This is a genomic window from Pseudomonas sp. GOM7, from assembly GCF_026723825.1.
Taxonomy (GTDB): Bacteria; Pseudomonadota; Gammaproteobacteria; order Pseudomonadales; family Pseudomonadaceae; genus Aquipseudomonas.
Genome location: NZ_CP113519.1, coordinates 1362768 through 1375354, shown reverse-complemented (window position 1 = coordinate 1375354; position 12587 = coordinate 1362768). Strand labels below are relative to the sequence as shown.

Below are 12587 nucleotides of genomic sequence, written 5' to 3'. Positions count from 1 at the left end.
GCGCAGCGCTCAGCCCAGCAGGTAATCCAGCAGCCGCGCCATCAGCGCGTTGCCCGGCACATAGCGCCTTGGTTCTGCTGCCAGTTGCTCGGGAGTCTGTACCCAGGGGCCCGGCCTGAGTTCGTCGGCGCATTCGTTCAGCAGGTCGGCGACGATCTGCGGGGTCATCTCCGGGTGACATTGCAGGCCGATCACCCGACGTCCGATCTGGAACGCCTGGTGCCGGCACGCCTCGCTGGAGGCCAGCAGTCTGGCGCCCTCGGGCAGGGCGTAGGTTTCCCCGTGCCAGTGCAGCAACTCGATACGGTCGGGAAAGACGAAGCAGCCCTCGCCAACCGATTCGGCCCGCCACACCGGGAACCAGCCGATCTCCGCCAGCGCGTTGGGCTGCACGCGGGCCCCCAGTGCAGTGGCAATCAACTGCGCGCCCAGGCAGATGCCGAGCACCGGCACACCTGCCTCGATGGCCTGCCTCAGGAAAGCCTTCTCTTCGATCAGCCAGGGCAGCTCTGCTTCGTCGTTGACGCTCATCGGCCCGCCCATGGCGACGATCAGGTCGCAGCGACCTGGGTCGGGCAAGCGCGCATCCGCCTCGAAGAAACGGGTGTAGTGCAATTCGGCGCCCCGCACCTGGAACCAGTCGGCCATGCTGCCGACATCCTCGAAGGGTACGTGCTGCAATACCTGCACATGCATGGACGGCTCCTCAGGTCAGGGGATCAGGCGTGAATAGCTTGAGGCCGACGATGCCGCCAATGATCATCAGCAGGCACAGGCTGCGCAGCAGGTTCAGGCTTTCGCCGAGAAACAGTGCGCCGTAGGCTACCGTGCCGAGGGTGCCGATACCGACCCACACCGCATAGGCCAGCCCGAGCGGCAGCACGCGAACAGACAAGCTCAGCAGGTAGATGCTCAGCGCCAGGAAAAACGCGCAGTACAGGCTCGGCCACAGCCGTGTGAAACCGTCGGTACGCGGGATGATCGAGGCATAGAACACCTCGCAGATACCGGCCAGCAGCAGAAACCCCCAACCGTTCAACCAGGCCATGACGCCCCCCCAATTCGAGGCAAATCGGGCCACATCCTTATGGCCCTGTTCCCTTGCCCCAGGAACTCCTTACCCGCGACGACTCCCGGTCGCAGGATCTGACACTCAGCCCTTGGCCGTACGTTTCTTCTTCTCCGGGTCATCGAACGGCAGGGTATGGGCGATGGCGTTGACCGTCAGGCTGCCTTTGACTTCCAGCGCTGCGCCCTGCTCGGCATAGGGCACCTCCATACGCGCGATGGCCATGGATTTGCCGGACAACCGCGAGTACATGGCGCAGGTGATCACCCCCACCTGCTTGCCATCGGCCCACAGGGTGTCGCCGGCCTCGGCAGCCTTGTCGCCTTCGAGCAGCACGCCGAAGATCTTGAAGCGTTCCTTGCCCTGCAGGCGGTAATGTTCGTTGGCCCCACGGAAGCCCTGCTTGCCTGGCGACACCGTGAAGTCCAGACCCAGCTCCCAGAGCGTGTCGCCGGCCGGCTGATCGGCAAAGGGGTACATCTCCGAGTTGTCGTAGGGGAAGAACAGCAAGTAGCTCTCCACCCGCAGCCAGTCCAGCGCGGTGAAGGCACAGGGGATGATGCCCAGGCCCTTGCCCTTCTCCAGGATGCTGTCCCAGATGGCTGGCGCGTCGGCGGCCTTGCAGAAGATCTCGTAGCCGCGTTCGCCGGTGTAGCCGGTGCGCGAGATCATCACCGGGCGCTCGAACAGCCTGGTCTGCAGGTGATGGAAGTACGGCAGTTCGCGAATGCCCGGCACGTGCTCGGCGAGAAAGTCCACCGCCAGCGGGCCTTGCAGCGACAGGTCGTGCAGGTCGTCGTCGAACAGCACTGCCACCTGCCGGCCCTGGGCCGAACGCACCAGCATCTCGTGGCCGCTGCCAGAGCCGTGCACCACCATGAAGGCGTTGGGGCCAGTGCGGTAGACGATGCAGTCATCGACGAACTTGCCAGCCTCGTTGAGCATGCAGGCGTAGACGCTCTTGCCCGGGTAGACCTTGGAAATGTCGCGGGTGGTGGCCTGATCCAGCAGGCTCTCGGCATGCGGGCCGACATAGTGCACCTTCTTCAGCCCGGACACGTCCATCAGCCCGGCCCGGGTGCGAATCGCCTCGTGCTCGTCGGCCAGGTCGCTGGCATAGGTCCAGGCGGTGCCCATGCCGCTCCAGTCCTCGAGCTTGGAACCCAGTGCACGGTGACGCTCGGCAAGGGCGGAAATACGCCAGGAATTGGCCATGTCAGTTTCTCCTGTTGTTCGTCGTTGAGCCTGCGCAGGCAGGGTTCTGTCTCCCCTCTTCCACCTGTGGGAGAGGGGCTGGGTAGAGGAAACTCGGAGACGCTCAGGCGGCGTGGGCCTGGGGGTCGAACTGGCGCAGCCAGTCCACCACGGTCTGCCGGTAGCGGGTCAGGCCCTTGTAGTCGGCGATCTCGTCCGGCAGGTCGCGCAATACGCGGTGCAGGCGGCAGGCCCAGGCCGGGTTGCTGGCCAGTTCCTCGAGGCTGATCAGGTAGGTGCGGATGCCGAACAGCAGCGCATTGCTGCGTGGCAGGCGCGGCATGAACTGCAGCTCGACGCGCAGGTGCACCAGGCGGGCGACGTTCTCCGGCGTCACCAGGCCGCGCTCATGGCCCCATTGGTGGAAGGTTTCCGAGGAGGTATCCAGGCGCGGGTTGATGGTCATGGTCCAGTTCAGGCGGCGCACCGGCTGGCCAACCTGGATGTTCAGCAGGTACTTCAGCGCGCGGTCGAACACGCCGAGCTGATGCGCCACGCCCGGCACCGGCGCGTGCCACTGCTTGAAGCTCATGCCGGCGTCGAACTTGATCGACCAGTCCGCCGGGCAGGTGACCATGCCGGCGTCCATGAACAGATCGCCGTCGCGCTGGTCGAGCACGGCGAAGTCGCCCTGCACCTGGCGGGTGATGTACTCCAGTGGCTCGAACGGCAGGGTGCTGGCATCACCAAAGGTGAAACGCTGCTCGATGCCCAGCGGGCGGTTGATCCACAGCCACTGATCACCGTCTCGCTCCAGGGCGAAATGCTCGGGGTAGTCAGCGGCCAGGTGCTCCATCAGCATTTCCAGGGTGTCCCAGGCGGCCTGGGCCATGTGCGGCATCACCAGGCAGCGCTCCGGGTCCTTCTCCAGCACGCAGGCACGCTCGGCCATCTCCGAGACGTAGTGCTCGTCGATATCGAACCAGTGCTCGAACACCGAACCCGGCTCGCGCGGCGTGGCCGGTTCGAGGTTGACCGAGTACATGTAGCTGTCCTCGGGAAACGGGAAGGGAAAACGGGCGATGGCCTGCGGGCTGTTGCTGAAGGTGAAATCGTCCCGGTAGGTTTCCAGCGGTTTCATCACGACGGGCATGACTCTCTCCTGTAGGGTGCGCTATGCGCACCATGAGCAAGCGTTGGGGCATGTGCCCCTAGAGATCGAGCAGCAGCGTGCCGGAGCAGCCGCCACGGGAAACACAGGGCATCAGCGCTGCGCCGCGCTGTTGCTCGTCCAGGTAGTGATCGCGGTGCTCCACCTCACCGCTCAGGTAGCGCGTGGTGCATTGCCCGCACACCCCGCCCCGGCACAGGTTGGGCACCTCCACTCCCGCCGCCTCCAGCGCTTCGAGCAGGCTGTGGTCGCCCGGCACCTGCAGGCGCTGGCCACTGCGCGCCAGCTCGACGGTGAACGGCTGGCCCGGCTCGGGCGCGGCGAAGGCTTCCCAGTGCAGGCGCCCGGCCGACCAGCCATGAGCGGCGGCCAGCACCTTGAGCTCGTCGAGCAGGCGCTGCGGCCCACAGACGTAGAGGTGACTGCCAAGCGGCTTGCCTGCGAACAGGCTGGTGCAGTCCAGGCGCTCGCCGGTAGCGGCGTCGTAGCCATGGAAGCGCTCGCCCAGGCGCTCGCGCAGCTCGCTGGCGTAGGCGTCGGTCAGGCCGCTGCGGTAGGCGTAGTGCAGTTCAAACGAAGCGCCTTGCGCCTCGAGCTCAGCCAGATAGGCCATGAAGGGGGTGATGCCGATGCCACCGGCCACCAGAATGTGATGGCGGGCCTGCGAATGCAGGGCGAACAGGTTGCTTGGCGCGCCGATCTGCAGACGATCGCCCACCCTGACCTGCTCGTGCAGGTAGCGCGAACCGCCACGCGAGGCCTCCTGCAGGCGCACGGCGATGCGGTACACACCACTGTCGCGCGGGTCGCCCAACAGCGAATAGGCATTGCGCAGCGTGCGCCCCCCGGTGGGCAATATCACCTGCACGTGGCTGCCACAGGAAAAGCCCGGCAGCGTGCCGTCGACAGCGCGGAAGCTGAACTCGCGCACCACCGGGGTCAGTTGACGCACCTCGGTGACCTGCACCTCGATCATCGCGCTCATGGCCGCACCTCCGGCGCAAGGGGGTTGTCCGGGTCGAGGCACACGCCCATGTAGGCGCCAAGGCGCTGGGAGAAATGTTCGCGCACGAACAGCCTGACCCGGCACTGGCCACAGGTGCACTCGCCTTCGTTGCCGATGTCCTGGAAATGCCCGCAGTGCACGCAATACAGGCGGCGCCGTGTGCCGCGTTTGAACAGCTCGATCTCGTCACCGAGCAGGCCGGCCTGCCGCGCCAGGCTGTGGATGTGCCAGAGAAAGCTTTCATCGCCACAGACATACAGCCGGGTGCCGGCCTGGGCCTGCTCCAGCAGCATCTGCAAACGCAGGTACAGCGCTTCGCTGCTGGGCAGACTTTCCTGCTCGACACTGCCTGGCAGCGTCTCGCCCAGGCACAGCAGCAGCGTCGGTGTCGGGTGGTCGAGCAACCTGGCGGCCAGGTTCGCCTGCTGTGCCACCACGATCCGGCGGCTGGCCGGCTGCCTGGACGCCTCGCTGGCATAACGTGGGGTACTGAACAGGGGTTCGGTACTGGATGCTGTCATCGGAAATCCTCCCGGGTGAGAGCAAGGCGATGGTCGGTTTGCCTCCAGAGAAAATTCCCTTGGAGAACTTTTTGTTCTCAACAAGAAAGCATGGACTGTGCCATTTCCGTCACCCCGCGCCAGCGCTGGGGCAGACCCGATCAGCCCCACTGCAGGCTGGCGAACGCTGCACAAGGGCGGGGCAATGCGCGCCACTGCGGCGCATGGGGACGTTTTTTGAAAACGGGACTTGAAGGGTGAAGAAAAGGTGGCCACAGCAGGCGCCACGCAGAAACGACAACGCCGGCCCCATGCGCCGGCGTCGTTCTTCAGGGCCTGTTGCCGCACGAAACGGCAACAGCCCCGGGCAAGGTCAACTGGAGTACTTGTAGCCCACCTCGCCATGCGCGGCGAGATCCAGACCGTCGATCTCCTGCTCTTCATCCACGCGCAGCCCCCCGCAGAACAGCGCCGCGATCTTGAATGCCAGCCAACTGGTCAGTGCCGAGAAGAGGATGCTGAACAGCAGTACGCCAGCGTTGACCTGCAATTGATCGAACAGCCCACGCTCGCCAGTAAAACCCTGCCCGCCCAATTCGCTCAGGGCGAACACCGGGGTCAGCAAACCACCGAGGATACCGGCCACACCATGCACGCAGAACACGTCGAAGGCATCGTCCAGGCCCATGGCGGGCTTGAGTTTCTCCACCGCCCAGACGCACACCGGCGCAGCGATCAGACCCAGCACGATGGCGCCCATGGGGCCGACGTAGCCACAGGCCGGGGTGATCGCCACCAGCCCGGCGATGGCCCCGGACACCGCACCGAACAGGCTCGGTTTGCCACGGTGCACGCCCTCGATCAGCATCCAGGCCAGTGCCCCGGCGCAGCTAGCCAGCATGGTGTTGACCATCACCAGCATGGCGAAACCACTGGCCGCCAGGGCGCAACCGGCGCAGAAGCCGAGCCAGCCGACCCACAGCAGGCCGCCGCCGATGAAGGTCATGGTCATGTTGTGCGGGGCCACCGCCGACGTGCCGTAGTCACGCCGCCGACCAATCAGCCAGGCGCCGACCAGCGAGGCGATACCCACGTTCAGGTGCACCACGTTGCCACCGGCGAAATCCTGCACGCCGAGGTTGAACACCCAGCCACCGCCCCAGGCCATGTGTGCCATGGGGATGTAGTTGAGCGTCAGCCAGACCGCCATGAACAGCATCACCGCCGAGAACTTCATGCGCTCGGCGAAGGCGCCGACGATGATCGCCGGGGTGATCGCGGCGAACAGCAGCATGAACAGGAAGTACAGGTATTCAGGAATGGTGCCGACCACAGAGTCGGTGCCCACGCCCTTGAGGAACAGCTTGTCCAGCCCGCCGATCAGCGACTGCCAGGCCCCCCCGTCGGTGAAGCACAGGCTGTAGCCATAGATGGCGAAGAGCACCGACATCAGCGATGCGGTGCAAAACACCTGCATGAGGATCGACAGCACGTTCTTGCCACGCGCCATGCCGCCATAGAACAGCGCCAGGCCAGGCAGCGTCATCAGCAACACCACCAGCGAGCAGAGCGCCACGAACGCCGTATCGCCACTGTTGATCACGGGCGTCTCGGCCGCCTGCGCGACGGCACTGCCCAACAACGGAATAACCCCCAACGCAACACGACTACGGATCATCGACTACAGCCTCCAATCAGGGAGCCGTCCAGCGCGACCTATCGCGCGGCATCGGCATGCGAGACCCTGCCGGACAACATATCCTGACAGGAATTTTTATTTCCCCACAGGCATAGCAATCCTCTTGCCAATTGGAAACACCCAATTACAAATAAAATAAGTGAAACAAAATCATAAGGTTGAGCAAGGCACACTGACTCACTCGGAGATTCGCTAGCAACAAGCCTCACCGTCTTGGTGCAGGAAACGAAAACGGCGGTTCAGACCTGTAAAAAATGCTGCCCCCTCGCCATGCGGGAGTAGCGGCGTAATAATGGCGCATCATTGCAAGCAAGCATCAAAGCGCCATCATTTCGGCATCGGAATACAATTGCCTTCACCAGAACGTGTCATGAAGAAAAACAGGAATCCGCCACGATGAGCGCCTTCGAGCCAGGCAGCGTGTCCGTCAGGCAAACGGGTCGTGCGATACCGCCCCGGCAGCGGACAGCGTACGAGCGCTACGTCGTCCAGCAGCATGGCCGCTTCCTGCTGGCGATCAATTTCATCGCCATGTTCGCCTATGACCTGTACGTCTTCGCCGATGCCCTGCTGATTCCCGACATGGCGCTGGAGTCCCTGCTGCTGCGCAGCGGCCTGAGTCTCATCGGCCTGTTCAACATCTATCTGGTGTTCTGGCGCATCCGCAAGGTGCTGCTGATGGACATGCTGATGCCGATCCACGACATCATCTCCACCATCGCCTGGTTCGAGCTGCTCAAGCGCAGCAGCTCACCCGACGTGCCCACCTTCGTCTACGCCTCGGTGGTCTTCATCATCCTCGCCAACCTCGGTGCACGCTACAGCTTCCGGGGCATCCTGGCCTGCTCAAGCGCCATCTCGGCGATCATTCTGTATAACCTGTGGCTGTTGCATGACGGCCAGAGCAAGCCGGTGCTGGTGTTCAGCATCGCCTACCTGCCGGTGCTGCTGTTCAGCCTGTTCATCAGTTGGACCAACATCAACGGCGTGCGCCGAGCCTTTCTCGAAGATCAGGAAAAACAGCGCCAGCGCGACGAACTGGCTTCGCTCAACCTGCGCCTGGCGGAGCTGGCCAATACCGATGCGCTGACCGGCGTAGGCAACCGCCGTGCCTTCGATCGCACTCTGGCGCAGCACTGGCAGCAGATGCAATGCAACGGTCGCCCCTTCTCCCTGCTGTTGCTGGACATCGACTTCTTCAAGCCCTTCAACGATCACTATGGCCATCAGATCGGCGATCAGAGCCTGCGCCAGGTCGCCGGCTGCATCAGTGCCAGCCTGCGCCATGGCCAGGGCGAGGTGTTCCGCTACGGTGGCGAAGAGTTCGTCGTCCTCCTGCAGATAGCCAATGCCGAGGAACTCCTCGCCCTGGCCGAGCGCTTGCGCGAGCAGGTGGCCAACCTCGCCATCGAGCATCTACACCGCCCCGACGCCCTGATGCACCTGACCATCAGCATCGGCGCCTGCCCCACTCACTCACCTGATGTACAACAGGTTGAAGATCTCTTCGCACAGTGCGACCACTTGCTCTACCGGGCCAAGCAACAGGGGCGCAACCGTGTCTGCGTGCAGGTACCGGCGGAGGCTCAGGTCGGCTGAGTTCAGCGCGCGACACAGATGCCCGAAGGCCTCCTGAGATTTACGGCAGAACGACGCTTCATTGCCCCTCGTCAAGGCACACTGGGCGATTCTGTCTAAGCTTTCCCTTGAGCATGTCGGCAATCGGAACGGATGCCTCGCCCTGGAGCGACCGGCTCATTCGACCTTTGCACGATTGTTGTCTGCCAAACCGCTGGGCAGGCTTCGCTAAAGAAACCCGCTCAGCGCACGATGAGCTGTTCATACGAGAGACTCGAGAACGCACCCGCGCCTCGGGAGGCGCCTGAACCAGGCGCACGTCAGGACGACCGATGACCCCATGTCGAAAGCAGATGCAACCCAGCACAGCAACACTTCCCCTGGCAAAGGCGCACACGCCCCGCATGGCCGCGAGCCCTTGGCCTGCGCTAGTCGCCCTACGCTCGCCCGCTACACCTCAATCCAGATGATAGGTTCATGAAGATGGTCAAGAATGCCCCGTTGAGCGTGAAACTCCTGCTCATACTCATATTTCCCTTGTTCGGCTTCCTGGCCTTCTCTGCCGTGTACCTCGCCGGCAAATACCAGACGCTGAGCGAGATGAAACATACCGTGCTCGCCATCGAGACCGCGCAGAAAATCAGCAACGTGGTTACCGCCCTGCAGCGCGAGCGCGGTGCCAGCGGCGTGTTCCTGGGCAGCAAAGGGACAGCCATGGCCGACGCGCTGAAGCAGTTTCGCCTCGACAGCGATGCTGCAGCCAAGCAGATGCAAGGGCTACCGGCAGATGCCAGCGAAGGCCTGGAACAGGTCATGAAAGACCTCGCTGCGATCGGTGCCTTGCGCCAGCAGGTCGATGGTCAGTCGATCGACAATAGCGAATCCGGCGCCCGCTATACCGCGCTGATCAAAGCACTGATCGGCTACACCCAGTCGCTGGAGGCCAGTGTCAGCGAGCCGCAGATCCTGCGCGCCCTCGGCGCACTCAACCAGTTCGTGGAAATGAAGGAGCGTGCCGGCCGCGAACGCGCCTTGCTGGGACTGGCCTACAGCCGCAACCAGATCGATGCCGAGCTGCTCTCACGCCTGAGCCACAACATCGGCGAGTTCATGGCCTATCAGGATGCTTTCCAGCGCAGGGCGGCAGCGGAGCTCAAGCGCCAGCTCGACGAGGCCCTGCAGCAACCCGACGCGCAGGCCGCCATCGGTATGCGCAGCACGGCACTGGAAACGCCCCTGGGTGAAGCGCTGAACGTCAAACCAGCAGACTGGTTCAAGCTCTCCACCGCGCGCATCGACCTCATGGTGCAGGTGGAAAACGCGCTGAGCCAGAGCGTCGGCGCTCTCGCCACGCACGCCTATGAGGAAGCCGCACGCAGCCTGTGGCTGACCATCGGCGCCATACTCGGGGTACTGGCTGCAGTGGTGCTGCTGGCCTACCTGATCATCCGCAATATCAGATCGGCCGTCAGCGACCTCAACGACACCCTGGTCGCCTTGTCGAAACGCGACCTCACTGCCCATACCCATTACGATGGCCGCGACGAGTTCGGTGTGATCGCCCATAACCTCGACAACATGGCGCAGCAGATCAAGGACGTGATCCAGGAAATCGGCGGTACCGCCGCACAGGTGGCCACCGCTGCCGAAGAGTCCTCGACTGCGGCCCTGCAGACCAGCCAGAACGTGGCCCAGCAGCGCCAGGGCACCGATCAGGTGGCCACCGCCATCAACGAGATGAGCGCCACGGTCAGAGACGTGGCCCGCAGCACCACCGAAGCGGCCGAGATGTCGCGCCAGGTCAACGACGATACCTTGCAGGGCAAGCGCGAGATCGAGAACACCGTGCGCCTGGTGCAGGCCCTGTCGACCCAGGCCGAGCAGACCGCACGGATCATCGTCGAGCTGAAGAAAGAGAGCGATGCCATCTCCTCGGTGCTCGACGTTATCCGTGGCGTTGCCGAACAGACCAACCTGCTGGCCCTGAACGCAGCCATCGAAGCGGCCCGTGCCGGCGAACAAGGCCGAGGTTTTGCCGTGGTCGCCGACGAAGTACGGCAACTGGCGCAGAAGACCCAGGACTCCACCGTCAGCATCCAGCAGATGATCAGCAACCTGCAGAGTGGCTCGGATCGCGCTGCCAGCTCCATGCAGGAAACCCTCGACAAGGCGCAGGCCAGCGCCGGCAACGTGGTCAAGGCCGGCGAACTGCTGGTGCAGATCGCCGACGGCATCGCCAGCATCAGCGACCGCAACATCCAGGTGGCCTCTGCCGCCGAGGAGCAGAGCCTGGTGTCGGAAGAGATCAACCGCAACGTCAACGACATCAACGACCTGGTCATCCAGGTCAGCGCCGCCGCCGAACAGACCGCCGTGACCAGCCGCGAGCTGGCCAGCCTGGCCGATCATCAGCAGCAGTTGGTGGGGCGCTTCAAGGTAGGCTGACAGGCATTCGCTGCCGGCTCTCGACGAGCCGGCAGCCTCTGCGATTCATCGCCTTCAGGATCGAGCCAGACCATGAGCGTCGAGATACGCGCCGCACAGCCAGACGATGCTCCAGCAATCAGCCGGGTGATAGTCGAAACCCTGCGCATCAGCAACGCCAGGGATTACGCCGCGCACGTGATCGCCCAGGTGGAGAAGAACTTCACCGCCGAGCGCGTCGCGCAACTGATCGCTACGCGTCGGGTGCTGGTCGCCGAGCAGGCGCGGCAATTGCTCGGCACCGCCAGCCTGGATGGGCATGTGGTCAGATCCGTCTTCGTCACCCCGAGCGCGCAAGGCCAGGGCGTCGGCCAAGCGCTAATGGCCGCGCTCGAACGGCTCGCCCGCGCGCAAGGCATCACCGAGTTGCGCGTGCCCGCCTCGTTGACCGCCCAGGGCTTCTACCGGCACCTTGGCTTCGTGCTGCAACGGGAAGTGCTCGAAGGCGACGAGCGCATTCTGATCATGGCCCGCCAGCTCGGCTAGCCGAGGGCCTCGCCTGGAACCACAGCGGGCTCCACCTGGTCGGCTATGGCTCTCGCCCCACGGGTTTCCGGCATGGCCAGCCACAGCAGCAGGAAAGCCAGCGCGGCGATACCGGCCAGGGTCAGGAACGCCGCATCGTAGCCGGCGCCCTGCACCACCAACCCGGCCAAGCCGGGACTCAGCGCGGCGCCGAGGCCGAACGCCGTCGACAGCGCGCCCAGGCTGACGTTGAAACGCCCGGTGCCCTGGGTCAGATCCTTGACCACGATGGGCAACAGCGCGCCGAACAGGCCGGCGCCGATGCCGTCGAGCAACTGCACGGCCACCAGCCAGTAGGGATCATCGGACAGGGTATAGAGCGCACCGCGCAGCGGCAGGATCAGAAAGCCTGCCAGCAATAGCGGCTTGCGCCCCCAACGATCAGCCTTGAGCCCCACCAGCATGGCCATCGGCACCATCACCAGTTGCGCCGCGACGATGCAGGCGGAGGTCAGCGGCGTGGCCATCTGCATATTGACCTCCGACAGCTTCTGGCTGACCAGCGGCAGCATGGCAGCGTTGGCCAGGTGAAACAGCGCGCAGCACAATGCGAATATCAGCAATGGCCGGTTGCCCAGTAGCACGCGCCAGCCGGAGGCCTGCTCGTGGGGCAAGGCCGGCACGAAACCACGCGCAACGTCATGGTCGATGGCGCTGGCCGACACTCGGCTGACGGCGATGATGCTGCCGACCGTCATCACCGCCATCAGATAGAACACCGCCACCGGGCCGAACAGATAGGCAAAACCGCCGGCCAGCAGCGCGGCAAAGGCATTGCCGGCATGGTTGAAGCTCTCGTTGCGCCCGATGCGGCCGGTGAAAGCACGCGGCCCGGTGATGCCCAGGGAAATCGCGGCGATGGCCGGGGCGAACACCGAACCAGCGATGGCGCTGATGGTCTGGGTCACGGCCACCCAGCCGAAGCTGGTCAGCCAAGGCAACAGCAGGCAACTGCCGGTCACCACCAGCGCGGCGGCAGCCACAACTGCCCTTTTCGCCTTCGTTCTGTCGACCAGGGCACCGGCCGGAGTCTGCATCAGCAGCGCGCTGACACCGGCCAGGCTCATCACCAGACCGATGCTGGCCGGCTCCCAGTTGTGCACGGCCAACAGGTAAATCGCCAGGTATGGCCCCAGGCCGTCGCGCACATCGGCGAGGAAGAAATTCAGCCAGTCCAGAGAGAGGGCATTACGCCGGTCGTGATGGTTGTTATCCAATTGAAGACGCTCGCATGGCAGGAGTTGGACGAAGCGGTAAGGAATCATCCATAGAGTCGAATCCCCCACTGCAGTGCCGTGCCTGCCGCGAATTTTGCGTGATCGCCCAGCAAGCCAGACGAACGGCACCGAATTTGCTCAGCG

At 64.1% G+C, this 12587-nt stretch carries 11 protein-coding genes and 1 pseudogene; 4 read left to right on the top strand and 8 right to left on the bottom strand.

What is annotated here, in order from left to right:
* Positions 1-9: 9 nt before the first annotated feature.
* From OU800_RS06190 to OU800_RS06160, 7 genes are all read right to left on the bottom strand, one after another.
* Positions 10-696 carry a type 1 glutamine amidotransferase gene (locus OU800_RS06190; RefSeq protein ID WP_268182035.1) on the bottom strand — a complete coding sequence of 229 codons (687 nt, stop codon included), beginning with the start codon at positions 694-696 and terminating at the stop codon, positions 10-12.
* A gap of 10 nt (positions 697-706) precedes the next feature.
* On the bottom strand, positions 707-1048 hold the full coding sequence (locus OU800_RS06185) for a DMT family transporter (RefSeq protein ID WP_268182034.1): 342 nt from the start codon (positions 1046-1048) through the stop codon (positions 707-709).
* A gap of 105 nt (positions 1049-1153) precedes the next feature.
* Positions 1154-2284, bottom strand: a complete 1131-nt coding sequence (locus OU800_RS06180; RefSeq protein WP_268182032.1) for an aminomethyltransferase family protein — start codon at positions 2282-2284, stop codon at positions 1154-1156.
* Between the two features lie 103 nt (positions 2285-2387).
* Positions 2388-3416: a heme-dependent oxidative N-demethylase family protein gene (locus OU800_RS06175; RefSeq protein WP_268182030.1), complete on the bottom strand. Its 1029-nt coding sequence runs from the start codon at positions 3414-3416 to the stop codon at positions 2388-2390.
* Between the two features lie 58 nt (positions 3417-3474).
* Positions 3475-4419, bottom strand: a complete 945-nt coding sequence (locus OU800_RS06170) for a PDR/VanB family oxidoreductase (RefSeq protein WP_268182028.1) — start codon at positions 4417-4419, stop codon at positions 3475-3477.
* Positions 4416-4961, bottom strand: a complete 546-nt coding sequence (locus OU800_RS06165; protein WP_268182026.1) for a dimethylamine monooxygenase subunit DmmA family protein — start codon at positions 4959-4961, stop codon at positions 4416-4418. The genes OU800_RS06170 and OU800_RS06165 overlap by 4 nt, the downstream gene beginning before the upstream one ends.
* A gap of 352 nt (positions 4962-5313) precedes the next feature.
* Positions 5314-6618 carry an ammonium transporter gene (locus OU800_RS06160; protein ID WP_268182024.1) on the bottom strand — a complete coding sequence of 435 codons (1305 nt, stop codon included), beginning with the start codon at positions 6616-6618 and terminating at the stop codon, positions 5314-5316.
* 417 nt (positions 6619-7035) lie between these two features.
* On the opposite strand from OU800_RS06160, the gene OU800_RS06155 reads away from it, so the two are divergent.
* From OU800_RS06155 to OU800_RS06145, 4 genes and pseudogenes are all read left to right on the top strand, one after another.
* The gene (locus tag OU800_RS06155) at positions 7036-8238 is read left to right on the top strand and encodes a GGDEF domain-containing protein (protein ID WP_268182021.1); all 1203 of its coding nucleotides are present in this window, start codon (positions 7036-7038) and stop codon (positions 8236-8238) included.
* Positions 8239-8694: 456 nt separating this feature from the next.
* Positions 8695-9753, top strand: a pseudogene (locus tag OU800_RS24225) (nitrate- and nitrite sensing domain-containing protein); the annotation flags it as partial.
* A 42-nt stretch (positions 9754-9795) separates the two neighbouring features.
* Complete coding sequence (locus tag OU800_RS24220; protein WP_442964763.1) at positions 9796-10662, top strand: methyl-accepting chemotaxis protein; 867 nt, start codon at positions 9796-9798, stop codon at positions 10660-10662.
* 72 nt (positions 10663-10734) lie between these two features.
* The gene (locus OU800_RS06145) at positions 10735-11187 is read left to right on the top strand and encodes a GNAT family N-acetyltransferase (RefSeq protein WP_268182019.1); all 453 of its coding nucleotides are present in this window, start codon (positions 10735-10737) and stop codon (positions 11185-11187) included.
* Here OU800_RS06145 and OU800_RS06140 read toward each other — a convergent pair.
* On the bottom strand, positions 11184-12443 hold the full coding sequence (locus OU800_RS06140; protein WP_268182017.1) for an MFS transporter: 1260 nt from the start codon (positions 12441-12443) through the stop codon (positions 11184-11186). The genes OU800_RS06145 and OU800_RS06140 overlap by 4 nt on opposite strands.
* Positions 12444-12587: the final 144 nt, after the last annotated feature.